Source organism: Mesorhizobium tianshanense (assembly GCF_007830515.1).
In the GTDB taxonomy this organism is placed as follows: Bacteria; Pseudomonadota; Alphaproteobacteria; order Rhizobiales; family Rhizobiaceae; genus Mesorhizobium; species Mesorhizobium tianshanense.
Genome location: NZ_VLKT01000019.1, coordinates 52,154 through 74,874, shown reverse-complemented (window position 1 = coordinate 74,874; position 22,721 = coordinate 52,154). Strand labels below are relative to the sequence as shown.

At 64.4% G+C, this 22,721-nt stretch carries 22 protein-coding genes; 20 read left to right on the top strand and 2 right to left on the bottom strand.

The features are described 5' to 3' along the window. Nucleotides 1–2 precede the first annotated feature (2 nt). The 10 genes from IQ26_RS16610 (at nucleotide 3) to IQ26_RS40375 (ending at nucleotide 11,767) form a co-directional block, all read left to right on the top strand. The gene (locus tag IQ26_RS16610) at nucleotides 3–857 is read left to right on the top strand and encodes a universal stress protein (RefSeq protein ID WP_145719112.1); all 855 of its coding nucleotides are present in this window, start codon (nucleotides 3–5) and stop codon (nucleotides 855–857) included. Between the two features lie 421 nt (nucleotides 858–1,278). Beyond that, nucleotides 1,279–1,503 carry a hypothetical protein gene (locus IQ26_RS16605; protein WP_145719110.1) on the top strand — a complete coding sequence of 75 codons (225 nt, stop codon included), beginning with the start codon at nucleotides 1,279–1,281 and terminating at the stop codon, nucleotides 1,501–1,503. Nucleotides 1,504–1,612: 109 nt separating this feature from the next. Beyond that, entirely contained in the window at nucleotides 1,613–4,093 is a 2,481-nt protein-coding gene (gene ligD, locus IQ26_RS16600) for a DNA ligase D (RefSeq protein ID WP_145719107.1), read from the top strand. A 90-nt stretch (nucleotides 4,094–4,183) separates the two neighbouring features. Next, a complete protein-coding gene (gene ku / locus IQ26_RS16595) occupies nucleotides 4,184–5,089 on the top strand; it encodes a non-homologous end joining protein Ku (protein ID WP_145719105.1) in 906 nt (301 codons plus the stop codon). Nucleotides 5,090–5,103: 14 nt separating this feature from the next. Then, nucleotides 5,104–6,195 carry a tetratricopeptide repeat protein gene (locus IQ26_RS16590; RefSeq protein ID WP_407660293.1) on the top strand — a complete coding sequence of 364 codons (1,092 nt, stop codon included), beginning with the start codon at nucleotides 5,104–5,106 and terminating at the stop codon, nucleotides 6,193–6,195. A 235-nt stretch (nucleotides 6,196–6,430) separates the two neighbouring features. Next, entirely contained in the window at nucleotides 6,431–7,075 is a 645-nt protein-coding gene (locus IQ26_RS16585; RefSeq protein ID WP_145719101.1) for an alpha/beta hydrolase family protein, read from the top strand. Between the two features lie 9 nt (nucleotides 7,076–7,084). Then, on the top strand, nucleotides 7,085–7,855 hold the full coding sequence (locus tag IQ26_RS16580) for an exodeoxyribonuclease III (protein WP_145719099.1): 771 nt from the start codon (nucleotides 7,085–7,087) through the stop codon (nucleotides 7,853–7,855). Between the two features lie 121 nt (nucleotides 7,856–7,976). Continuing rightward, entirely contained in the window at nucleotides 7,977–9,659 is a 1,683-nt protein-coding gene (locus tag IQ26_RS16575; RefSeq protein WP_145719097.1) for a WD40 repeat domain-containing protein, read from the top strand. Between the two features lie 97 nt (nucleotides 9,660–9,756). Further along, a complete protein-coding gene (locus tag IQ26_RS40380) occupies nucleotides 9,757–11,028 on the top strand; it encodes an amidase family protein (protein ID WP_240547145.1) in 1,272 nt (423 codons plus the stop codon). Next, nucleotides 11,012–11,767 carry an amidase gene (locus IQ26_RS40375; RefSeq protein WP_240547144.1) on the top strand — a complete coding sequence of 252 codons (756 nt, stop codon included), beginning with the start codon at nucleotides 11,012–11,014 and terminating at the stop codon, nucleotides 11,765–11,767. The genes IQ26_RS40380 and IQ26_RS40375 overlap by 17 nt, the downstream gene beginning before the upstream one ends. A gap of 646 nt (nucleotides 11,768–12,413) precedes the next feature. Here IQ26_RS40375 and IQ26_RS16565 read toward each other — a convergent pair. Then, on the bottom strand, nucleotides 12,414–12,749 hold the full coding sequence (locus tag IQ26_RS16565) for a hypothetical protein (RefSeq protein WP_145719095.1): 336 nt from the start codon (nucleotides 12,747–12,749) through the stop codon (nucleotides 12,414–12,416). Between the two features lie 347 nt (nucleotides 12,750–13,096). On the opposite strand from IQ26_RS16565, the gene IQ26_RS16560 reads away from it, so the two are divergent. The 4 genes from IQ26_RS16560 (at nucleotide 13,097) to IQ26_RS16545 (ending at nucleotide 15,615) form a co-directional block, all read left to right on the top strand. Then, nucleotides 13,097–13,342, top strand: a complete 246-nt coding sequence (locus IQ26_RS16560) for a hypothetical protein (RefSeq protein WP_145719093.1) — start codon at nucleotides 13,097–13,099, stop codon at nucleotides 13,340–13,342. Between the two features lie 300 nt (nucleotides 13,343–13,642). Beyond that, a complete protein-coding gene (locus IQ26_RS16555; RefSeq protein WP_145719091.1) occupies nucleotides 13,643–14,383 on the top strand; it encodes a hypothetical protein in 741 nt (246 codons plus the stop codon). 183 nt (nucleotides 14,384–14,566) lie between these two features. Continuing rightward, complete coding sequence (locus IQ26_RS16550) at nucleotides 14,567–15,109, top strand: isochorismatase family protein (protein ID WP_145719089.1); 543 nt, start codon at nucleotides 14,567–14,569, stop codon at nucleotides 15,107–15,109. A 29-nt stretch (nucleotides 15,110–15,138) separates the two neighbouring features. Continuing rightward, a complete protein-coding gene (locus IQ26_RS16545; RefSeq protein WP_208760172.1) occupies nucleotides 15,139–15,615 on the top strand; it encodes a GFA family protein in 477 nt (158 codons plus the stop codon). Nucleotides 15,616–15,658: 43 nt separating this feature from the next. Here IQ26_RS16545 and IQ26_RS16540 read toward each other — a convergent pair whose 3' ends face one another. Continuing rightward, nucleotides 15,659–16,141 carry an Imm8 family immunity protein gene (locus tag IQ26_RS16540; protein WP_162457978.1) on the bottom strand — a complete coding sequence of 161 codons (483 nt, stop codon included), beginning with the start codon at nucleotides 16,139–16,141 and terminating at the stop codon, nucleotides 15,659–15,661. Between IQ26_RS16540 and IQ26_RS39465 the strand changes: the two genes are divergently transcribed. The 6 genes from IQ26_RS39465 to IQ26_RS16515 all read left to right on the top strand — a co-directional run bounded on the left by IQ26_RS39465 (nucleotide 16,131) and on the right by IQ26_RS16515 (nucleotide 22,256). Beyond that, complete coding sequence (locus IQ26_RS39465; RefSeq protein ID WP_162457977.1) at nucleotides 16,131–16,331, top strand: hypothetical protein; 201 nt, start codon at nucleotides 16,131–16,133, stop codon at nucleotides 16,329–16,331. The two genes, IQ26_RS16540 and IQ26_RS39465, sit on opposite strands and share 11 nt — an antisense overlap. Next, on the top strand, nucleotides 16,328–17,950 hold the full coding sequence (locus tag IQ26_RS16535) for an ABC-F family ATP-binding cassette domain-containing protein (RefSeq protein WP_145719085.1): 1,623 nt from the start codon (nucleotides 16,328–16,330) through the stop codon (nucleotides 17,948–17,950). Before IQ26_RS39465 ends, IQ26_RS16535 begins: the two co-directional genes overlap by 4 nt. 537 nt (nucleotides 17,951–18,487) lie before the next feature. Beyond that, nucleotides 18,488–19,792, top strand: coding sequence for a mechanosensitive ion channel family protein (locus IQ26_RS16530; protein ID WP_145719083.1), 1,305 nt, complete (start codon nucleotides 18,488–18,490; stop codon nucleotides 19,790–19,792). Between the two features lie 167 nt (nucleotides 19,793–19,959). Further along, nucleotides 19,960–21,060 (top strand): KamA family radical SAM protein, encoded by a 1,101-nt coding sequence (locus tag IQ26_RS16525; RefSeq protein WP_145719216.1) that lies wholly within the window; start codon nucleotides 19,960–19,962, stop codon nucleotides 21,058–21,060. Nucleotides 21,061–21,189: 129 nt separating this feature from the next. Beyond that, nucleotides 21,190–21,648 (top strand): mobile mystery protein A, encoded by a 459-nt coding sequence (locus IQ26_RS16520; RefSeq protein ID WP_145719081.1) that lies wholly within the window; start codon nucleotides 21,190–21,192, stop codon nucleotides 21,646–21,648. 8 nt (nucleotides 21,649–21,656) lie between these two features. Continuing rightward, the gene (locus IQ26_RS16515) at nucleotides 21,657–22,256 is read left to right on the top strand and encodes a mobile mystery protein B (protein ID WP_145719079.1); all 600 of its coding nucleotides are present in this window, start codon (nucleotides 21,657–21,659) and stop codon (nucleotides 22,254–22,256) included. Nucleotides 22,257–22,721: the final 465 nt, after the last annotated feature.

The window sequence follows — 22,721 nt, the reverse complement described above, 5'->3', positions numbered from 1 at the left end:
AAATGTCGAAACTGATCGCGCTGGTGGACGGGTCCGTCTACTCACGGAGCGTCTGCGACCATGCTGCCTGGATCGCCAGACGCACGGGATCGTCCATTGAAGTTCTTCATGTCCTCGGCCGCCGGGAAATCGCGAGCGCGCCGACCGATCTGAGTGGAAGCATCGCGCTCGGCGCTCGCAGCGCGCTCCTCGCGGAGTTGTCCGCGCTCGACGAGCAGCGAGCAAAGCTCGCGCAGAAGCGCGGCCGCGCCATTCTCGAGGATGCCAAGGCGGTGATCGAGGCTTCCGGCATCGCCGGCGTCGCGACCAAGCTCCGGATTGGCGATATCGTCGAAACGGTCGTGGAAACGGAAGCCGAAGCGGATATGGTGGTGATCGGCAAGCGCGGCGAAGGCGCCGATTTCGCAAAACTGCATCTGGGCTCGAACCTCGAGCGCATCGCCCGTTCTAGCCGCAAGCCGATCTTCGTCGCATCGCGGGCGTTCAAGCCCATCGAGAGCTTCCTGATTGCCTTCGACGGCGGCGCGAGCAGCTTGAAGGCCGTCGACCATGTCGCCCGCAGCCGGCTGTTCGAAGGCCTGTCCTGCCGCCTTCTGATGGTTGAGCAAGACACGCCAGAGGCCCAAAAACGGCTTCAGGATGCCGTTTCGATTCTCCAGGCTGGCGGATATCCCGTTAAAGCCGACATCGTTGCGGGCCAAGCCGACACTGTCATTGCCCGGACGATTGAAGACGAGGGGATCAACCTCCTGGTCATGGGTGCCTACGGGCACTCGCGCATCCGCAGCTTCGTCATCGGCTCCACGACGACCGAGATGATACGATCGTGCAAAGTGCCCGTGATGCTTTTCCGCTAAAGTGCTTTGCGAGGCTAAAGCGCGCAACGTGGCTGCTATTGCAAAGGCGGAGGAGTCCGTGGGCGGCATCGGATGATGAACAGTCAGTCGTGAGTTCGTCACGTTCTCTGAGTCCAATTCTCACCATTGACCACTTGATCTGGGTCAACACGCAGGTCCCTCAATGCGCCTATACGGTTTCCTGTCTTGGGAAGGACACGAGGCGGGCGGGTGATCCACTGAACAGCTGAAACAGCTCCGACGTGGATCACCCTTCATCGGCGCGGTTGCTGCCACGGTCATGGCAGAACGCGGCGGTTCAAAAATCGGCCGTGCGCCTGTCAATGCTCAGCGTGCGCTACAGAAAATTGACACGACCGTCTGTCTCGGCCATCCTTATGCCAGCCGCTTTCTCCTGCGGTGGTATGCGTGTGAGCGTGTCATGGCCAGTTCCGTCACCAGCCAGAATTCCAAGCGCGCCGCGGTGCGCAGGGCGCTCGACCGCCACAAGGTCTACATCACCGCACAGAGCTTTTCCGCCGGCGCCTACAAAGCGCGCGTCCTCGTCGACGGCGAGGCCTACTGGGTCGATGAGTTCCGGCTGAGCCAGCTCCAGCAGGGTCTGTCGCCGGCCGAGCTCGAACTGACGCCGGCCGCCGACGATTGAGCTTGGTGAGGCGTGACATCGGCCTGCCGCATGCTGACAACGTGATTCAAGCGATGCGGGTCAAGTCCTTGTTTTTGCGCAGCCGACGCATCCCGCCTGGTGTGCGGACATGACGTCGAAGCTCAAGGCTTATCGCGCCAAACGCGAGTTCAGCAAGACGCCGGAACCCGCCGGCGGGCTGGTTGCCGGCGAAGGCAACCGCTTTGTCGTGCACAAACACCACGCCACTGCCGATCACTATGATTTGCGTTTGCAGGTTGGCGATGTGCTGAAAAGCTGGGCGGTGCCTCGCGGCCCGTCTCTCAACCCCGCTGACAAGCGGCTGGCGGTCGAGACGGAGGATCATCCGCTCGAATATATCGATTTCGAGGGCGTCATTCCCGAGGGCGAGTATGGCGGCGGGCCGATGATCGTCTGGGACACCGGCGTCTGGGCGCCGATGGACGACGTCGAGAAGAGCCTGCGCACCGGCGCCTTCAAGTTCCGGCTGGCCGGCGAGAAGCTGAATGGCGGCTGGATGCTGACTCGGCTGAAGCCAAAACCCGGCGAGGACAGCGACAAGAAGAACTGGCTGCTGTTCAAGGAGCGCGACCTCGCCGCCGCCGCCAAGCTCGACATCCTTGCCGCCCGGCCGGAAAGCGTCAAATCCGGCCGCCGCATCGAGGAGCTGGTGGCGCCGCCGAAGCCGGCGGCCAAACAGGCAAAACCTGTCGTGCTGAAACCCGGCGCGCTGCCCGATGCGGTAAAGACGCCAGCGCCTGCCCGCATCGAGCCGCAACTGGCGACGCAGGTTCCGAAGCCGCCGGGCGGAGATGATCCTGCGGACCGCACGGGCGAAGTCTGGCTGCACGAGATCAAGTTCGACGGCTACCGTACCATGGCGCATCTCTCCGAGGGCGAGGTGCGGCTGATCACCCGCGCCGGCCTCGACTGGACCAGGCGCTATGGCGACCTGCCGCATGCCTTCGCCAGGCTGCCCTGCCGCGAGGCTGTTATCGACGGCGAAATCGTCGTGCTCGACGCCAAGGGCATCAGCCGCTTCGCCCTTTTGCAGGACGCGCTGGCCGAGGGTGCTGGCAACAAGCTGCACTTTTATGCCTTCGACCTGCTTTATCTCGACGGCTGGGACTTGAGAAAAGCACCGCTCGGCCGGCGCAAGGCGCTGCTTGCGCAACTGCTGTCCGGGCTTGGCGCCAACTCCGCCATCCAGTTTTCAGACCATGTCGAAGGCGACGGCCAGGCACTCTATGACCAGGCTTCCGAGATGGAGCTGGAGGGCGTCGTCTCCAAACGCGCCACGGCGGTCTACCAAAGCGGCCGCACCAAGACATGGACCAAGACCAAGGCGCTGAAAACCGGCGACTTCGTCATCGCCGGCTATACCATCTCCGACGCGGCGGAGGGGCTGGCAGCGCTGGGTCTCGGCGAATTCGAGGACGGCGAATTGCATTATCGCGGCAAGGTCGGCACCGGCTTCGATGCCGAGACCGCGGGCGAATTGCTGACGCGGCTGGAGCCCATGCGCGCCGGCGCGTCTGCGCCCGAAGGGGTTCCTCGGGAGATCATGCGCGAGATGAACTGGGTGCGGCCGCTGCTCTCGGCCCATATCCACTATGCCAACCGTACCACGGACAATGCACTGCGCCACGCTGTGTTCCGCGGGCTCAGGGATGTCGGCCTGTCGACACCGGTGTCAGCCAAGCGCAAGCGGCTGATCGCCGAGGCCGACCTCGCCGCCATCTGGGTGACCAACCCGACGCGGCGGCTGTTCGGCAAGACCGGACCGACCAAGCTCGACATCGCCGTCTACTACGCGCTGGTCGGCGACTTCATGCTGCCGCACATTCTCGGCCGCCCGGTGTCGCTGGTGCGCTGCCCGACCGGCAAGCCGCAGGACTGTTTCTTCCAGCGCCATGCCTTCACCGGAATGCCTTCCTCGGTGGCGACCTTCGAGGCGACCAATTCCGAGGGCGAGACCAAATCCTATCTGTCGGTCGAGGATGCCAAGGGCTATCTGGCGCTGGCGCAGTTCGGCGTCGTCGAGTTCCACACCTGGGGCACCCATCGCACGCGGCTCGACAAGCCCGATTTGATCGTCTTCGACCTCGATCCCGGCGAGGGGGTTAGCTGGCGCGAGGTGGTCGAGGCTGCGGTGTATATCCGCGCCGGGCTGGAAGCGATGGGGCTGGTGCCGTTCGCGAAGACGTCGGGCGGCAAGGGCATCCATATCACCGTGCCGGTGACGCAAAAACAGAACTGGAAGAAGCTGCACCAGGCCACCAGCGCCATTTCCTCGGCATTGGCGGCTACCGCGCCCGACACCTTCACCACCACCATGGGCAAGGACAACCGCAAGCGGCGCATCTTCATAGACTATCATCGCAATGCGCGCGGCCACACCTCGGCGGCGCCTTACTCGCTACGCGCCCGCACCAATCTGCCGGCCTCCACACCGGTGAGCTGGTCCGACCTGGAATCCATCGACGCTCCGGAAGATTTGAATTATTCTTCGCTGCCTGGCCTTCTGAACACCTCCGGCGATCCCTGGGCGGACATGGAAGATTTCGCTAGGGATTTGCCGGTATTGTAGGGGCCATGTAGGATTTCCGCGGCGCCGTTCGTCCTCCGGACGAAGCGCTGTGAACAGTTCGACAGTGCACGGCCGCGTAGGAGAATTTTCATGGCGCCCAGGGCAAGTTGGAAAGGTTACCTCAAGCTCAGCCTCGTCAGTTGTCCGGTCCGGCTCTATCCGGCGACAAGTGCGAGCGAGCGGATCAGCTTCAACCAGTTGCACAAGAAGACGCACAACCGCATCAACATGAAGCCGGTCGATCCCGAACTCGGGCTGGTCGAACGTTCGGACCTGGTCAAGGGCTACGAATACGAGGACAAACAGTACATCATCATCGATGACACCGACCTCGACGCGGTGCGCATCGAATCCAATCACACGATGAATATCGAAGCCTTCGTCGACGAGGGCGAGGTCGACGTGATCTACCAGGACGCGCCCTATTACCTGGCGCCGGATGGTGCGATGGCCGAGGAGACCTTCGCCGTGCTGCGCGAAGCCATGCGCAAGTCGGGCAAGCTGGCGATCGCGCGGCTGGTTCTGTCCAGTCGCGAGCGCGTGGTGACGATCGGCGCGCGCGAGAACGGCATGTTCGTCTGCACCTTGAGGAATCCCAACGAAGTGCGTGGCACGGCTGAATATTTCGGCAACATCCCGGCTGGCAAGCCCGACCCGGAAATGCTGCAGCTTGCCGAGGCGCTGATCAAGCAGAAGGAAACCACCTTCGATCCGAAGAATTACGAGGACCGCTACGAGATCGCGCTGATGGCGATGATCCGCGAGAAGCTCAAGGGCCACAAGCCGATCATCGCCGCCGCCCCCGAACGCGGCAACGTCATCAATCTGATGGATGCGCTGAAGGCCAGCCTGTCGCAATCGGCCAAGCCGCCGGCCAAGTCGAAGAGCAAGGCCGACGAGGCGGCGAAGCCGGCGGCCAAGGGCAAGACTGCGGCGGCCAAGGAAAATCCGCTCAAGGCCAACCTTCTCAAGGCCGTCGGCAAGAGCAAAGGGTGACGGCGCCCACTGGCATAACACCCCCGGGCAGCGTCTTCGGCACCATCGGCGCGCTGGCGGCGTTCCCGCTCAGGCTGGCGGCGCGCGAGGTCGAGCGCCAGCACGGCCAGTTGCGGCGCGGCGTCACCAGGCGCACCACCCATGTGGTGTTCGGACGCACATATCTCGCCAAGGCCGGGGATGCCGAGATCGAGCGCCGGGTCGCGGCCGAGCGCGGGGCCGGTCGCAAGCTCATCAGCGAAAACGGCTTTTTGCGCCTGCTCGGTCTGATGAAGGCGCCTGAGGCCTCGGCCCTATCACGGCAATCGCTTCTCGATCAGTCGCGGCTGGCCGCATCCGACCTCGACCTTCTCAGCCTGTTCGATGCCTTCGAGCATGATTGCGAGCCCTATTCGTTTCGCGACCTGATCCTGGCCCGCAAATATGCCGGGCTGGTCGCCGGCGGCGCCTCGTGGGGGGCGATCGCGCGCTCGGTGCACCGCTCCGGCCCGGTCGCCTCGCTGACCGCCAAGTCGCTCAATGTCGGCTCGCAGCATGGGCGCGCCGATGCGATCTATCTCGAGGACGGCCAGAGCGAGCTCGACGGCCAGTTGCTGTTCGATCTGGGGTCGGCGGATGACGACACGCTGGAAGAATTGTTCGCCGACGCCGAAGCCGCGGAAGCGGCTGAAGACCATGAACAGGCGGCGGCACTCTACCGGCGCTGCCTGGCCATCGATCCGACCGACGCCATCGCCGCCTTCAACCGCGCCAATTGTCTGCGCGCTTCAGGTCATGCGGCCGAGGCGGCGCACGACTATGCCCGCGCCATCAAGCTCGACCCCGGCTTTGTCGAGGCTTGGTTCAACCTCGCCGGGCTGATGAGCGATGAGGGCCGCGTGGCCTCGGCGCGACGGCACCTGCAGAAGGCGATCGCACTCGACGCCAACTATGCCGATGCGGTGTTCAACCTGGCACGGCTGGAGTTCGATGCAGGAAACCTTGCAGAGGCACGGCGGAACTGGTCGCGTTATCTCGAGCTCGACGCCAGCTCCGAATGGGCGCGCATGGCGGCCAAGGGCATCCAGTTCGTCGATTTGCAACTGGCGCGAATGTCGGCGGGGTGACCATGATTGGAGAAAGCCGAGATGACAGCCGATCTCCCCCCTTGTGGGGGAGATGTCCGGCAGGACAGAGGGGGGCGCTGTCCCGCCGACAGGTCGATAAATTGCAGAGCGTGGTTCCGCTTGGAAGTTTGACCGAAGGCTTGCATTTCTTCACGCCCCCCTCTGCCCTGCGGGGCATCTCCCCCACGAGGGGGGAGATTGGCAGCGTCACGGTCGGCTCTCTTCCTGCGCCGTTATGACCGCCTTCCTCCTCGACGGTCCCGACACCGCCGCCACCACCATCATGCTCGCCCATGGCGCCGGGGCACCGATGGACTCGGCCTCGATGACCGCCACGGCAAAAGCGCTGGCTGTCGCCGGCTTCCGGGTCGCGCGCTTCGAATTCCACTACATGGCCGCTCGCCGCTACGGCCATCGCAAGCCGCCGCCGCGCGCCGAGACGGTGAATCCCGAATACATCAAGGCGATCGCCGACCTCAGGGCGAAGGGCCTGAAGGGGCCGCTCATCATCGGCGGCAAGTCGATGGGCGGACGCGTCGCCTCGATGATCGCCGACGAGATGTTTTCGAAGGACGAGATTTCAGGGTTGCTTTGTCTGGGCTACCCCTTCCATCCGCCGGCCAAGCCGCAGCAACTACGCACCAAGCATCTCGCCGATCTCAAGACGCCGACACTGATCTGCCAGGGCATGCGCGACGAGTTCGGCACGAAGGACGAGGTCGCGACCTACGCGCTATCGGATGCAATCGAGATGCTGTGGCTGGAGGACGGCGATCATGACCTCAAGCCGCGCAAGAGCGTCTCCGGCTTCTCCACGGCCGATCATCTGAAGACACTGGCTGATGCGGTGAAGGCGTGGACCGAGCGCATCGTGCGCTGAAGCAGGCCGATGAAAATCGCCACCTTCAACATCAACAACATCAACAGCCGGCTGCAAAACCTGCTGGCCTGGCTGGCTGCCGCCAAGCCCGACATCGTCTGCCTGCAGGAACTGAAGGCAAGGCAAACGCAGTTTCCGCGCACGGCACTCGCCGCGGCCGGCTATGGCGCGGTGTGGGTGGGGCAGCCGACCTGGAACGGCGTCGCCATACTCGCGCGGGGTTCCGAACCTGTACTGACCCGCGAGGCGCTGCCCGGCGACGAGAGCGACCAGCAGGCCCGCTACATCGAGGCGGCGGTCAACGGCGTCGTCGTCGGCTCGCTCTATGCGCCGAACGGCAACCCGCAGCCCGGTCCGAAATTCCAGTACAAGCTGGCCTGGCACGAGCGCCTGAACGCCCATGCGGCGGAACTGTTCGACACCGGCCTGCCGGTGGTGCTGGCCGGCGACTACAACGTCGTGCCCGAGCCGCGCGACATATACCCGACCCGCTCCTATGACGACAATGCGCTGGTGCAGCCGGAAAGCCGCGCCGCGTTCGCAGCACTCCTCGTCCAAGGCTGGACCGACGCGCTGCGCAAGAAGCATCCCAAGGACACGCTCTACACATTCTGGGATTATCGCCGCAACCGCTGGCCGCGCGACGCTGGCTTGCGGCTGGACCATATCTTGCTGTCGAAGAAGCTGGCGCGGCGATTGGCCGGGGCTGGGATCGACCGCGACGTGCGCGGCGGGCCCGGCGCCAGCGACCATGCGCCGGTGTGGGTGGAGTTGCGGTAAGAACGGAGAGCCAATCTCGCCCTTGGGGGGAGATTGGCCATCAACAGAAGGACATCGACAAGCCTGGCGCTGATCGGCATCATTGCGGGCGAAACCGATAGCGGCCCGAGGGGGGAGCCCAATGAACAGGTTTACCGACAGGCTGCTTGCAGTGTTCCTGCTGGCGATCGGCATGCTCTGCTTCACACGCGTATATCTTGCGCTGGGCAGCGAGGGCACCGGCGACGCTTTCGCGTCCGTGCGCCTGGCTTTTTTCGCGGCGGCGGGCGTAATCTCGGCGCTTGCGGCCCTGCTGTTCTGGACCGGCCTGTTGCCAGGCCGGTCGAAGCCCGGACCAGCCGCGCCCTTGTTCGGCCGAGGTGCCGAAACGCAACCCGGTGGACGACCACGCCTGCGGAAGCTCTTCGTCATCGTTCCGTTCCTCACCGTTCTGGCCCTGGTGGCCGACCAGTTCGGCCCCTGGCCGGAGCAGCCACAGGACGCCGGCAAAAGCCTGACCGCCGAGCAATCCGCGCCGAACGCACCGAAGGGCGAAGACGTCGCCAGCGCACCGGCGCCGCAGCCGCCCGTCGCGTCGGGTCCGGTTCCGCCTGAGGCAGCGGTTGCGCCTGAGGCAGCGGTTGCGCCTGAGGCAGCGGTAGCGCCGCCTGAGCAAGCGGCTGTGCCTGCCGAGGCCGCGCCTCCGCCGCAGAGCGACAATGGCGGCCAATCCGGCGATGCGGGTGCGGACCCTGGCGCCGGGGCAGAACAGGTGCAACCGGCGGATGCCCCGGCGCCGCCTGCCTCGCCAACCGAGGTTGCGCTTGCTCCGCCTGTCTCACCGCCGGAGGCTGCTCCAGCGCCGGCTCCGCCGCCGCAGACCGTCGCGCCGCTGCCGCCGGCGCCGCTGCCGCGGCCGACGCAGCCCGATGGCCACCGCAAGCACGTCGTCTGGCTGGCGGTGGCGCCCGACGGGCACTCGATCCTGAGCGCCAGCACCGACCACACGATCAAGCTCTGGGACATCGACGGCAAGCGCCTGATCCGCACCCTCGGCGTCCACAAGGACATGGCGCGCACGGCGCTCTTCCTGCCCGATGGGGAGCGGGCGCTGACGGCCGGCGACGATGGCGAGATCGTGCTGCGCCAGCTCTCCGATGGCGCTGTGCTGCATGTGTTCTCGTCAGGCCAGAACGGCGGCGTCAACAAGCTGGCGATCAGCCCCGACGGCAAACGTGCCGTCAGCGGGCACGACACCGGCAGGGTCATCGCCTGGGATATCGAGAAGAGCTCCGTGCTGCATGTGATGCCGGGGCATGACTGGTCGATCAGCGGGGTCGCCGTCTCGCCGGACGGCACGCGCGCGGTCAGCGGCAGCATCGAGGGCACGCTGAAGCTCTGGGATATCGGCACCGGCAAGCAACTGCGCAGCTGGCACGGGCATGAGCGCGGACCTTATGGCGTGGTGTTCACCGCCGACGGGCGCCATCTGATCACCGGCAGCGGCGACTATACGATCAAGCTGTGGGATCTCGACACCGGCCGCGAAGTCCGCCGCCTCGAGGGCCATTCGGGCACGGTCTATGCGGTGGCGCTGTCGGCCGACGGCAAGCGGCTGCTCTCTGGCTCGCTCGACGGAACGGCACGGCTATGGGACATGGAAACCGGCAGTGAGATCGCCCTGTTCGACAGCCGGTCCGGTCCGGTCTACGCGGTGGCGTTCGCCGCCGGCACGCTCCTGACCGGCGGCTATGATCGCACCATTCGCGACTGGCCGGCGGGCGGTGGCGACGGCGTGGTGCTTTTCGCCGGCGCGCCGGAGTGACTGGGCCGATTGAGATTGGCAGGTTCGTTGCTGGCGCTTGAGGGGTGGATGTCGTCATCGCCTTCGCCGATCTTAACTAACCGTGGGAAAGACCTCCATGACCGATCTCAGCATCGTCGAGGCGTCTATCGAACAGTTGCGGCGGGCGCTGGAGGACGGCACCGTCACCAGCGTCGAGCTGGTCGGCGCCTGTCTCCGCAGGTTAGCCTGCTATGACCGTCATGGCGTCACCCTCAACGCCGTTCCCGTGCTCAATCCCAAAATGTTCGAGGAGGCCGCCGCGTCCGACCGGCGTCGCAGGAACGGCGCGACGCTCGGGCCGCTGGACGGCATCCCCTACACCGCCAAGGACAGCTACAAGGTGGCGGGCCTGACGGTCGCCGCCGGCTCGCCCGCTTTCGAACATCTGATCGCCAACGAGGACGCCTTCACCATCGGGCGGCTGCGGGCCGGCGGCGCGGTGCTGATCGGGCTGACCAACATGCCGCCGATGGCCAATGGCGGCACGCAGCGCGGCGTCTACGGCCGGGCGGAAAGCCCCTACAACGCCGATTACCTCACCGCCGCCTTCGCGTCCGGTTCATCCAACGGTTCGGGCACCGCGACCGCCGCCAGTTTCGCCGCCTTCGGGCTCGGCGAGGAGACATGGTCGTCGGGCCGGGCGCCGGCGTCGAACAATGCGCTGGTCGCCTACACGCCGTCACGCGGCGTCATTTCCGTGCGCGGCAACTGGCCGCTGGTGCCGACGATGGACGTGGTGGTGCCGCATACGCGCAGCGTGCCGGACCTGCTTGAACTGCTCGACGTGATCGTCGCCGACGACCCCGATACGAGAGGCGATTTCTGGCGCGCGCAGCCCTGGGTGGCGCTGCCGAAGAGCTCGGATGTGCGGCCGCCACGCTACACCGGGCTCAGGCTGGAAGGCGCTGCAAGGTATGCGGCTCGGCGTGCCCCGTATGTATATCGGCCGCGACACGCATGCCGATCATCCGATCGAAACCCGCGCCTCGGTGCTCGACCTCTGGCATCAGGCGGCAGCGGATCTCATGCGGTTGGGCGCCACCGTGGTCGAAGTCGACTTCCCCGTCGTCTCCAACTACGAGCGCGACCGGCCGGGCACAAAAACGATGGTCGATCGCGGGCTGATGCCGGAAGGATTCGCCGAGCGCGAGATATGGGACCTGTGCATCTTTGCCTGGGACGGTTTCCTGCGCGCCAATGCCGACCCGGCCATACCCGATCTCGCCGCGGTCGATGGCCCAAAAATCTTTCCGCAGCCGCCGGGCACGCTGCCGGATCGTTATGGCGACAGTTTCGATCTGGCGGAGTATGTCGAACGGGCGAAGCTGGGCGTGACACCTTTCGTTGATATCCCCGAACTGGAGGCCGGCCTGAAGGGCCTGGAGGCGACACGGCGGATCGACTTCGAGGATTGGCTGGACGCGCAAGGGCTCGACGCGGTGGTGTTTCCCGCCGTCGCCGATGTCGGGCCGGCCGATGCGGATGTCAACGAAGTGTCTGCAGTGTTGGCCTGGCGCAACGGCACCTGGGTCGCCAACGGCAATCTCGTGCCGCGCCATCTCGGCATCCCGACCGTCACCGTGCCGATGGGCACGATGGGAGATATCGGCATGCCGGTCGGGCTGACCTTCGCCGGCAAGGCCTATGATGATGCGAAGCTGCTTCGGCTGGCCGGCAACTTCGAGCGTTTTGGCCAGCGCCGCACACGGCCGCCGCGCACTCCGGAACTTCCCGACGATGTCTTTGCCGTCCGGCCTGCCGCCCGCCGGCCCGGCGAGGCGCCGCCGCTGACCGTGATGCTTGCCGCAGAGACGCGGCATGTGGGCGGCAAGGACGAGATAACAATCACGCTCGACCTGAGTGACGGCGCCGAGTCCGCCGGCGTCAAGGTGCATGCCAATGGCGAGCCGGTCGATATGCAGCGGACCGGCGCGCACTTCACCGGGCGTGTCCTTGTGCCGGCCGCCACGCACAAGGCAGTCCACAGCGTCTGGCGCGGCTCATACGGCTCGATCGTCACCGCTGTCGTGCGCCTTGAGGACGGACGCGTCGCCGGCGCCTATGCGGTGACGGGAGGGATTGGGTGAGGGGACTGCTGCAAGCACAGATGCTGACGGAAGACAGCAGGCGGTAGGGAAAGCTCGGATGAGAAGATCTCTTGCAGTTGGCGCGATTATGCTCGCATTCTACGGCAACTCGCACGCTCAGAGCGTGGCCGAAGGCATTCACCGCAACGGGCAAGGGCCGTCAACGATGTGCGGTTTCCACGGTGCTGACGCACTGGATTTGATCAGGCGAGTGAAGGCATCTCCAGTGCTGCGCCGGGTTCCTGCTTCATCCCGCTTCGAACTGTTCGTTTCTGCTGACGAGCTAACGCAGTGGAGTTTCACAAGACCCACCGAACAGGCCTACCCCGCCATAACGTGCAGACGCCTCAGCAGGGATTGGCGAGGCAGCTGGCACCAAGAACGAACTATGCGCTGCGAAGCAGGTCGCCGGGCTTGCGATAGGCTGTTTGCCGAGTTCCAGCGGCTCGACGAGCAATTCCGGCGCTCGCTGCGCAAATAGGTCGGGCAGGAACGGCGCTGCGCTTGGACTGCTGGACGGCATCGTCGCCAAGGAAAGCTATGAGATAGCGGGCGTGACGACGGCCGCCAGCTTACCCGCCTTCGAGCATCTCGCCGCCGATGGCAGCATTCAGCGCGGCGTTTTCAGCCAGCTTCTCAATCCGCGTCAATCCGGCTTGCAGGGGTCGGCCTTGGCCGCCGCGGTCTTGTCGCCCTCCTGCTGCGCCTCGGCATCCTGCTGCGACGTAGCAAGGTTCTTATCCCCGCCGCCTTCCTGGTTGGCGAGCGGCATAGTGTTGGCGTCCTTGTTGGCCGGCCCGCCTTCGATCCTGCCATCAGCATTCGCGTCAGTTTCGAGGGGCGCACGCGTTCCGTCTTTTGCGATACCCGTCTGAGCTTCGCTGTCGATCGACGCAGTCGTGTCATGGCACTTGGCGCTTGCCGTGCCGGCGGTCAGGCCGATCATAGAGGTGGCGAGCAAAATAGCGGTTAGCGTCTTCATCTCATCCTCCTTTCGGTGTTTGAGGCTATCCTTTCTAAACTGCCGTCAGCATCCGAGGTTCCGCCAATTCAGTTCAAACCTCGAAATCGGAACGCCCAGCGGATCCTTCCGGACTGGCCCATCGCTCCCAAAAATGTCCAGCCAACATCCCGAGCTCTCGTTGGCGCTGTCGAGAAACAACCGGACCCAAGTAACTTGCCAACCAGACGTTGCATCAGCGCAACCCTTACTCGATATGGTACTTGCGCAATCTCTAAAATAATGGAATGCTGGTTTGGGGTTAGTGGGTATTGGGTAAGGGGGAAGGCGTCTCGGCTGTTGTAAGTTCCGGGACGGCTTTGACAATCATGAATGTAGTGCAGTTCCTGGTGGGCATGCTCACCATGTCGTCCGTCGTGGCGATCTCGACTTATTGGGCAACGGGGTCAATCTGGAAGGCGCTCGGCTGGACGATCATCAGCTTGATCGTCTTGCAGGTTGCGTATCTTCTGTACATTCTCTGGGCGGTCTATAGGCCCGGCGCGGATGCCGCAGAAGATGATCCTCCCGAGACGGTTATCTGGCTCGGCCATGGAGTTGATATCTGCCTCTAGGGGGTGCCGCGCCATCTCGGCATTCCGACCGTGACGGTGTTGCCGTGCGGCCTGGGCGTGTTCCGGCCGACGAGCATAGGAGGCTCCACAGCTGGCGTGGTTTTTACGGCTCGATCGTCACCGCGATCGTGCGACATGAGGAGGGTCCGCCGGCGCTATGCGGTCACCGGCGGCATCGGGTGACAGAACAACACTGATCTGGCATGTTGGGCCAAAGGCCGAGCAGGCTGCGGCAAGTATCGAGTAGTCGGCAAGAGGGGGCTGTGTAAAGTGTACGGGTCGGCTCGGCTGAAGGGTCTTTTGCGCGTGCGGCTCTTGCAGGCGATCGTGGTGTCTGCCGCGCTGGCAGGCCTGGTTGAGGGCTGTGCTGGCCCTCACGTCATCGAGGGTGCGGTCCCGATGGCTCCCCGGGCCGCCCGGACCCAGCAATCCTGCACCGCGCAATGGCTGGCTCATCGCCACACGACCCAGGCGGCAGCCAAGGCCTTCGCCAAAAAATGCCTCCATGCGCAAGGCGCGGTGGAGCAGCAGCTCGACAGAAAGGCCGTCGCGCGCAAGCTTGCGGCGCTGATCGACGCCGACAAACGGTTGACCGCGCTCGAACCGTCCGACGTCGGTGCGTTCTGCCCTGGTTACATGATGCAGGACCGAAAAGGGCGCGCGGTTTTCTGGCGCACGCTGTTGGTCAACCTGACCGGTGCGGAATCCGTCTACAATACCGCTACAGCCTATTGGGAAGCGGATCTGGGCTGGTACAGCATAGGGCTGCTGCAGCTCTCGCTGGCCGACGAGGAAAGATACAGATGCGGCTTCAGATCGGAGGCCGACATTACCGATCCCAACCGGAATCTCGTGTGCGGCGTCAAGGTCGTGACCATGCTCGTCGCCGAGGACGGCATGATTGGTGGTGGCGCCGGTCACGAGATGAAGGGTATCGGCGCTTACTGGCAGAACCTTCGGCGGCCGTCCAGGGTACGTACCGAGTTGATGAACTCCACAAGAGCCATCGCGCAGTGTCAGGCCGCCCCCCGAAACTCATAGTGGACGGAATCGGCGCCGGCAGCCGCGTTCGGTCATGCGCCTGCGCGATCGCGGGCGGGATTGGATGCGGCGTTGCTGGCTGAGCGCGCAATCTTCCCCACAACAATGGGAGATCGGCAGCTTCAGCGTCGACGGCGCCACTCCGATCCTTGATCGGCCTCGCCGCCGTGCTATGTGAAAAAGATGTCAGAACCAACACCCGCGCCGCTCATCGTGATCGACCTGCAGACCGGCATGTTCGATGGCGTCGCCGAGCCACCGATCCATGATGCCGACGGCATTGCTGCCCGCACCCGCGCGCTGATCGATTGGGCACGCCGCGACGGGCGCAAGGTCGCTTTCGTCAGGCATGACGGGCCGGCGGGTGATCCGCTGGCGCCGGGCGAACCGGGCTGGCCGGTGTGGCCGGCGCTCGGCCAGGCTTGCGACGAGCCGACCTTTGCCAAGACCGTGCGCGACGCCTTCAGCAATGCAGCGCTTGGCGAATGGGTGGCCGGGCAGGGCGCCGGCGAGGTCGTTCTGGTTGGCGCGCAGACCGACTTTTGCGTGGCCGCCACGGTGAAGGGTGCTTTCGCCTTGGGGCTTGGCGTGACCGTGGTTTCCGACGCCCACAGCACGCTGGACAGCGCCAACGAGACCGCCGGGCAGATCATCGCCCGGCACAATGCCGCATTCGCCGATGCCGGCGTCAACCTAGTGAGGACGAAGGCGCTGATTGGCGGCTGACCCTCGCAAGCAAGACCTGGAGGAGTCCCGTGAAAAACCTGACCTTGCCTGCCGTAGGCGGATGCCGCTGCGGGCGTGTCCGTGTGAGGATTTCCGCGCCGCCGCTGCTGACCATGGCCTGCCATTGCACGGGGTGCCAGCGTATGTCGGCCAGCGCCTATTCGCTGAGCGCCGCCATTCCTTCGGAGGCGTTCGCGGTCACGCAGGGCGAGCCGGTGATCGGCGGGCTGCACGGCGCCTCGCGCCATTTCTTCTGCCCATACTGCATGAGCTGGATGTTCACGCGGCCGGAAGGGCTGGACTGGTTCGTCAATCTGCGCCCGACCATGCTCGACGACCCAAGCTGGTTCACGCCGTTCATCGAGACGTGGACCAGCGAGAAGCTGCCCTGGGCCAGCACGCCGGCCGTGCACAGCTACGAGGCGCTGCCGGCCATGGAGGAGTATGAGAGGCTGACCACCGAATTTGCCGGCAGCTTTGGCGGTGCGGGCAAATCCGGCGGCTGACCTCGTTTCACCAAACCGGTGCGATCACGAGAGGGATGGTGGATTATTTAAGCCAAGACTCGTATTCGGCCATTCCGTCGTATTCCCATTCGAAGCGTTTTCGTAACGCGCGGACGCTTTCCTTCCACGTTTTTCCTTCGCATTTATCGAGAATGTTGAGGAGGCTTTGTTTGAGGCTGGGCCAGTCAAACTCTTCGACGTACATAGCAGCGCCACCGTCTAGGTTTATCTGATCTTTGATCTGGTTAGCGATGACGTGCACCTCGAAGTAATCGGTTCCGATGCCCTCGTCCCACCCGATCGCCAGGGTTAGCGCCAGAGCGAAGCTCCTGGGATTCGTCGGCCGCCACTGTTCCAGTATTTTCTCGCTATCGAGAACTTTCATGCCGGAGCGGATTTCCTGCTCGGTATAACCCTCGCGGATCAGGCTTTCCGGGAAGGAATGACCCTTTCTCGACCTTGAGCCGAGGTTCCTTGCGCCAACGCCTCTTAACCTCAGTCGAGATGGATAGACGATGTTCGACATGGCCCCGTTTCGCGAAATGACAATCACCCGCAAAGTAGTGACCAATTCCGGCCTAGGCAATCGACGCCTCGTCGACGCTGAAGGCTTCGGGCGATTTGGCGCAGGCATTCATGATTTGCGGGCTTCCTCTGGCGCGGCCGATCGCGTAAGGCGCGGGGAAATTCCCCTGAAGCCTCGCGTGGAAGCATGATACGTCTCGAAAATATCAGCAAGCAGAACGGCCGGCAGATCGTCTTCATCGAGGCCTCCGCCTCGCTGCAGAAGGGCGAGAAGGTCGGGCTGGTCGGCCCCAACGGCGCCGGCAAGACGACGCTGTTTCGCATGATCAACGGTGAGGAGCAGCCCGACGAGGGCCAGGTCTCGGTCGATCGCGGCGTCACCATCGGCTATTTCAGCCAGGATGTCGGCGACATGGAAGGCCGCAGCGCTGTCGCCGAAGTGATGGACGGCGCCGGGCCGGTGAGCGAAGTGGCGGCCGAGATGCGCGAGCTCGAGGCCGCCATGGGCGATCCCGATCGCGCGGACGAGATGGACGACATCATCGCCCGCTATGGCGATCTGCAGGCGCGTTTCGAGGAACTCGACGGCTATGCGCTGGATGGCCGCGCCCACGAGGTTTTGGACGGCCTCGGCTTCAGCCAGGAGATGATGGACGGCGACGTGGGAAAACTTTCCGGCGGCTGGAAGATGCGCGTGGCGCTGGCCCGAATCCTGCTGATGCGGCCCGACGCCATGCTGCTCGACGAGCCGAGCAACCATCTCGACCTGGAAAGCCTGATCTGGCTGGAGCAGTTCCTGAAGAATTATGACGGGGCGCTGCTGATGACCTCGCACGACCGCGAGTTCATGAACCGCATCGTCAACAAGGTCGTGGAGATCGACGGCGGCTCGCTGACCGCCTACTCCGGCAACTACGAGTTCTACCAGCAGCAGCGGGCGATCGCCGACCGGCAGCAGCAGGCGCAGTTCGAGCGCCAGCAGGCGATGCTGGCCAAGGAGATCGCCTTCATCGAGCGCTTCAAGGCGCGCGCCTCGCATGCCGCCCAGGTGCAGAGCCGGGTGAAGAAGCTGGAGAAGATCGACCGCGTCGAGCCGCCCAAGCGCCGCCAGAAGGTGTCGTTCGACTTCCAGCCGGCGCCGCGCTGCGGCGAGGACGTGGTGACGTTGAAGAACATCCACAAAAGCTATGGCAGCCGCTCGATCTATGAGGGGCTGGATTTCCAGGTGCGCCGCCGCGAGCGCTGGTGCGTGATGGGCATCAACGGCGCCGGCAAGTCGACGCTCTTGAAGCTGGTGGCCGGCGCGTCAGAGCCGGACAATGGCACCGTGGCGCGCGGGCCGAGCGTCAAGATGGGCTATTTCGCGCAGCACGCCATGGAGGTGCTGGAGGGCGAGCGCACCGTATTCCAGACGCTGGAGGATGCGTTCCCGCAGGCTGGCCAGGCGCCGCTCAGGGCGCTGGCCGGCTGCTTCGGCTTTTCCGGCGACGAGATCGACAAGAAATGCCGGGTGCTGTCGGGCGGCGAGAAGGCGCGGCTGGTGATGGCGCTGATGCTGTTCGAGCCGCCCAATTTGCTGGTGCTGGACGAGCCGACCAACCATCTCGACATCGCCACCAAGGAAATGCTGATCGCAGCACTTTCGCAATACGAAGGCACCATGCTGTTCGTCTCGCACGACCGCCATTTCCTGGCGGCGCTGTCGAACCGGGTGCTGGAACTGACGCCCGAGGGCATCCACACCTATGGCGGCGGCTATACGGAGTATGTCGAGCGCACCGGGCAGGAAGCGCCCGGCTTGCGGAACTGAGGCGGGCAGCGGCGCTCGTCGCTCCCCGTCACCCAAACGCTCGATTCCGGAAGGTCGCTGCTCAGCCGTCCAGAGCAATTTCGCGCAGCGGTGTTTCTCCATCGATATCGAAGATGCCGACGATCCGGCCGACATCAACTGCCGCGACAGGGAACAGTGGGGATACTACTTTAAAAGCGCGTCCCGGACCGGGCGGAACCCCGAGCGGCCCGGCGTCGTAGCCTGAGGGGGGAGGGACTGGCGCCGAGCCTAACCGGTTGGAGGGGTAGATCACCGGCCATTTATTTATATACGCTCAAGCTAATGTAAGAGCAAGCTAATGTTTTGCGTTAGCGATCTGAAGCCAGAGGCAATCGGCGCCGATGGCGACCGGCAGCTGATATGTCGAGCGTGCCGGGCAGTAAGCGCCGGGGTCGCGGGCTGAGCGCGGAGCGGGGACGCTTGAGCGTGTCTAAATCGCGAGCTTGACCCTTCACGAGGCCGGCGACATTGTGGATGGCGAGTTGCCGTTCGCCAGTCCATAACGGTCGTGTGGAAATGGATTTTCGCAACGCCATCGATGAATTGCTGGCCTGGGCCCGCCAATGGTTCGACTACGCCGTCACGCCGTGGTTTTTCTATCAGGCTGCAATCATCGTCACGCTCTTCCTCGTCGCGAAGCTCGCGGCGCAGCGCATCGAGCCGCTCGTGGAGGACCGGGCACGCCAGATCAAGGGGCATCCCGGACTGTTGAGGGTCGTGGTTGCTCTGTTGCGGCGCACCGACTGGATCCTGTTCACGCTCTTCCTGCTTGCCGCGTTCGTTCTCATGCGCGCCGTCACCTGGCCAAGCCGGACCCATTTCATCTATATTGCGCTCTCGCTGTCCCTCGCGTGGCTGTTCGCGTCGGTGCTGTCGCGCATCATCCGCAACCGCATCGTTGCGCGCACTCTCGGCTGGCTCACCTGGATCTATGCGGCCCTTGTCATCCTGGGCATCGACGACGAGACCGCGACTTTCCTGGACGGCCTCGCAATACCTTTGGGCGCGGTTCGCCTTTCGGCGCTCATGGTGCTGAAAGCGGCGCTGCTGCTGATCGCCACCGTTTGGCTTGCAGTGGTCGTCGGCAAATATATCGATGAGCGCGTCCGGATATCCGAAGAGCTGACGCCCTCGATCCGCGTCCTCGTCGGCAAGGTCGCGAAGATCGGCCTCGTGCTGGTGGCGGGTGCCATCGCTCTGTCTTCCGTCGGCCTCGACCTGACGGCTCTGACGATCTTCTCCGGCGCCGTCGGCGTCGGCCTGGCTTTCGGGCTGCAAAAGGTCGTTTCGAATTTCGTCTCCGGCATGATCATCCTTCTCGACAAGTCGATCAAGCCGGGCGACACCATTTCGCTCGAAGGCACCTTCGGCTGGGTACGCGAATTGCGGGCGCGGTTCGTCTCGGTGGTGACGCGCGACGGCCGCGAATTCCTGATCCCGAACGAAGACTTCATCACCCAAAGGGTCATCAACTGGTCGTTCAGCGACAACCTCGTGCGGCTCGATGTGAATTTCGGGGTCTCTTACGACGCCGATCCGCACAAGGTCAGCGAACTGGCGATAGCGGCCGCCATGAGCGTCGGCCGGGTCGAGGCGGACCGGCGGCCGGTCTGCTGGCTCACGGAGTTCGGCGACTCCTCGCTCGACTTCGTCCTGCGCTTCTGGATCCACGACCCGCAGCAAGGCCTGACCAACGTGCGCGGCAAGGTGCTGCTGGCGCTGTGGGACACCTTTAGGGAAAACGGCATAAGCATCCCCTATCCGCATCGCGAGATCATCATGAAGCCGGATGGGCGGGTTGGGAGATCACGCGGGCGCTGAGGGGCGGCAGCTTCGGCGCGGCGCGCCCTTTCGTCCGTGCATCCAACACCGCTTATTGCCTTCAAGACTTGGCTCCAATGCTGTATCCAGCCCCGAATTCAAGGAGCCCTTCGATGACCTCACATCTCGACATCCCAGACGCCAGTATGGCTGTCGACGACGCCAGCATGGCTGCCGATGACGAGCGCGCCCACGAGGACGCCGCGTGGCAGGACGATGTTCGCGCGGGCGTGCGGCATGTGCGCGATCTCGCCTCCCTGCCGCTCTCGCCGGCCGAGCGCGCTGCGGCGCAGGCCGCGGCCACGCGCCACAAGGTGCGCATCCCCAAAGCCTATCTCGACCTGATCGACTGGAGCGACCCCGCCGATCCCATACGGGCGCAGGTCATCCCGTCGCCGGAGGAATTGGCCGAGCAGGAAGGCGAGTTCGACGATCCGATCGCCGACCACGCCTTCAGTCCGGTGCCGCGATTGACGCATCGCCATGCCGACCGGGTTCTGCTGTTCCCGACCTATCAATGCGCCGTCTATTGCCGGTTCTGCTTTCGCAAGGAATCGCTGACCTCGATCGGCCGCGGCTATACGCGCGAGGCGCTGGAACCGGCCTTCGCCTATATCGAGGCGCATCCGGAAATCCGCGAGGTGATCCTGACTGGCGGCGACCCGCTGTCGCTGCCGGACAAGGCACTGGCGGAAATCCGCGCCCGCATAGAGGCCATCCCGCACGTGCGGCTCTTGCGCATCCACACGCGCGTGCCCGTCGCTCTACCGTCGCGCATTACGGCAGGGCTGGTTCAGGCCTTGCAGGGCCGGCTGATGGTCACGGTCGTCACCCATTTCAACCACGCGCGGGAGATCACGCCGGCGGCCGAAGCGGCCTGCCGTACGTTGCGGCAAGGCGGCTTCGTGCTGCTCAACCAGAGCGTTCTCCTGAAAGGCGTGAACGATACGGTCGAGGTGCTGGAGGAACTGTGCCGGGAGCTGATGTACCGCCTCGGCGTCAAACCCTATTACCTGCACCACGGCGACCTCGCGCGCGGCATGGCGCATCGGCGCACCACTATTCACCAGGGTCAGGCGCTAGCCAGCGCCCTGCGCGCCCGCCTGTCGGGCATCTGCAATCCCGTCTATGTCCTGGACCTGCCGGACGGCGGCGGCAAGGTGCCGCTGGGGCCGTGCCATGTCGAGGCGCGGGACGGGGAGACCTGGCGGATACGGGGGCAGGATGGCGAGGTGAGGGCGTATACGGAGGTTGTTGGGCATCCCTGAAAGCCTGGGACCGTGCGAAGCGGGTCGCGCAGCGACCGGGAGATGTCAACATAAATATTGACATTCTAGATCGCTCTGTATACATATACATTGACGATTTGATGAGTAACGTCAATATATGAGTTTACAATGAGCGTCAAACAGGCTGTTCGTGAGCAGTACCAGGCGACGGTGAACCTCGCCCGGGGCGGCAATATTCATATCCCTCCGGAAGGTTGGATTCGCACGGTGCGCAAGGCGCTCGGCATGTCTGGCGCGCAGCTTGCGCGGCGGATGGGGGTTACGCGCGCCCGCATCGCGCAGGCGGAACGGGCCGAGCTCGATGGCGGCGTCACGCTGAAGTCCATGCAGGCCGCCGCCGAAGCCATGGGCTGCCGTTTCGTCTACGCCTTCGTGCCACCCGACGACATCGAGACTATCATCCTCGCGCAGGCTCGAAAAAAGGCGAGGGCGACCGTCGGCGCGGCAAGCAGACACATGGCGCTGGAGGACCAGGCCGTATCGGACAGCCGGACGGAGCAGGAAATATTGCGCCTCATGCGCGAGCTTATGTACGAAATGCCGCCCGATTTCTGGCAGGACAAGTGACGTCAGGCATGGCGGTCAGGCTCGACTATCCGGAAGGCGCGACGCCTCTCGATCCGAACGAGCTTGGCGGGCTGAAGCACAGGCACGTCACCACCCAAGGCGAATTGGACGAGCTGGAGCAGGCGAACATCGCATCCGGACTGCGCTGGCTGGCCAGGATGCGGCGCAGAGATATCCTCACCGACGACTTTGCGATTGAGCTGCACCGCCGCCTCTTCGGTGAGGTCTGGAGTTGGGCCGGCAGCTTCAGGAAGACAGGCAAGAACATCGGCGTCGATCCAGCCCACATCGGCATCGAATTGCGCGCCGTGATGGACGACGCGCGCTACTGGGCGGACCATGGAACCTATCGGCCTGTCGAGATGGCGGTACGCCTTCACCACCGCCTCGTATTGGTCCATCCCTTTGCCAACGGCAATGGCCGCCACGCCCGCATCATGGCCGACATCGTGCTGGACGGGATCTACGGGGCCGGCCCCATAAACTGGACAGCCGGCGCGGACCTTCAGAGAATGAACCAGCGCCGCGCGGCCTATATCGCGGCCCTCAAGGCCGCTGACAATCACGACATTGGCCCGTTGCTGGCCTTTGCCGAGGCGCCAGAATAGGCGGCTTCGTGCTGCTCCACCAGGGCGTTCTCCTGAAAGGCGTCAACGACACGCCGAGCCACCTTGTATGGAGCTTTCGTTGTCAAGGGTGTATTCAACATCGCATCCCTTTGTTCGACGGTTGAGCGACCATCCCTCCGTCTCGACCTGCTCTCTGGCGGAGCGCCGCGCGCAGAGCCTGTCCAGGATGCCACTTGCGGCACCGGCACAACCGGCGCGGAGCGTCCTGGACAGGGTCGAGCACGGCGCTATCGTTGCCCGTGAAGGGGACGTCATGACTGGCCTCGCGGTTGGATCATCGATGGTATCGGTCAAGCGGCACCGGGCCGATCGGCGGATTGTACAGCGCAAGGGCGATCTGAGGGGGACCTGCCAGCGTGACGCCAGGGCGCCACAACCTTGTATTCGGGCGGATCGCAGGGATCCGGACCATGATGCAGTCATTCGCATCGGCGGCAAGGCTCC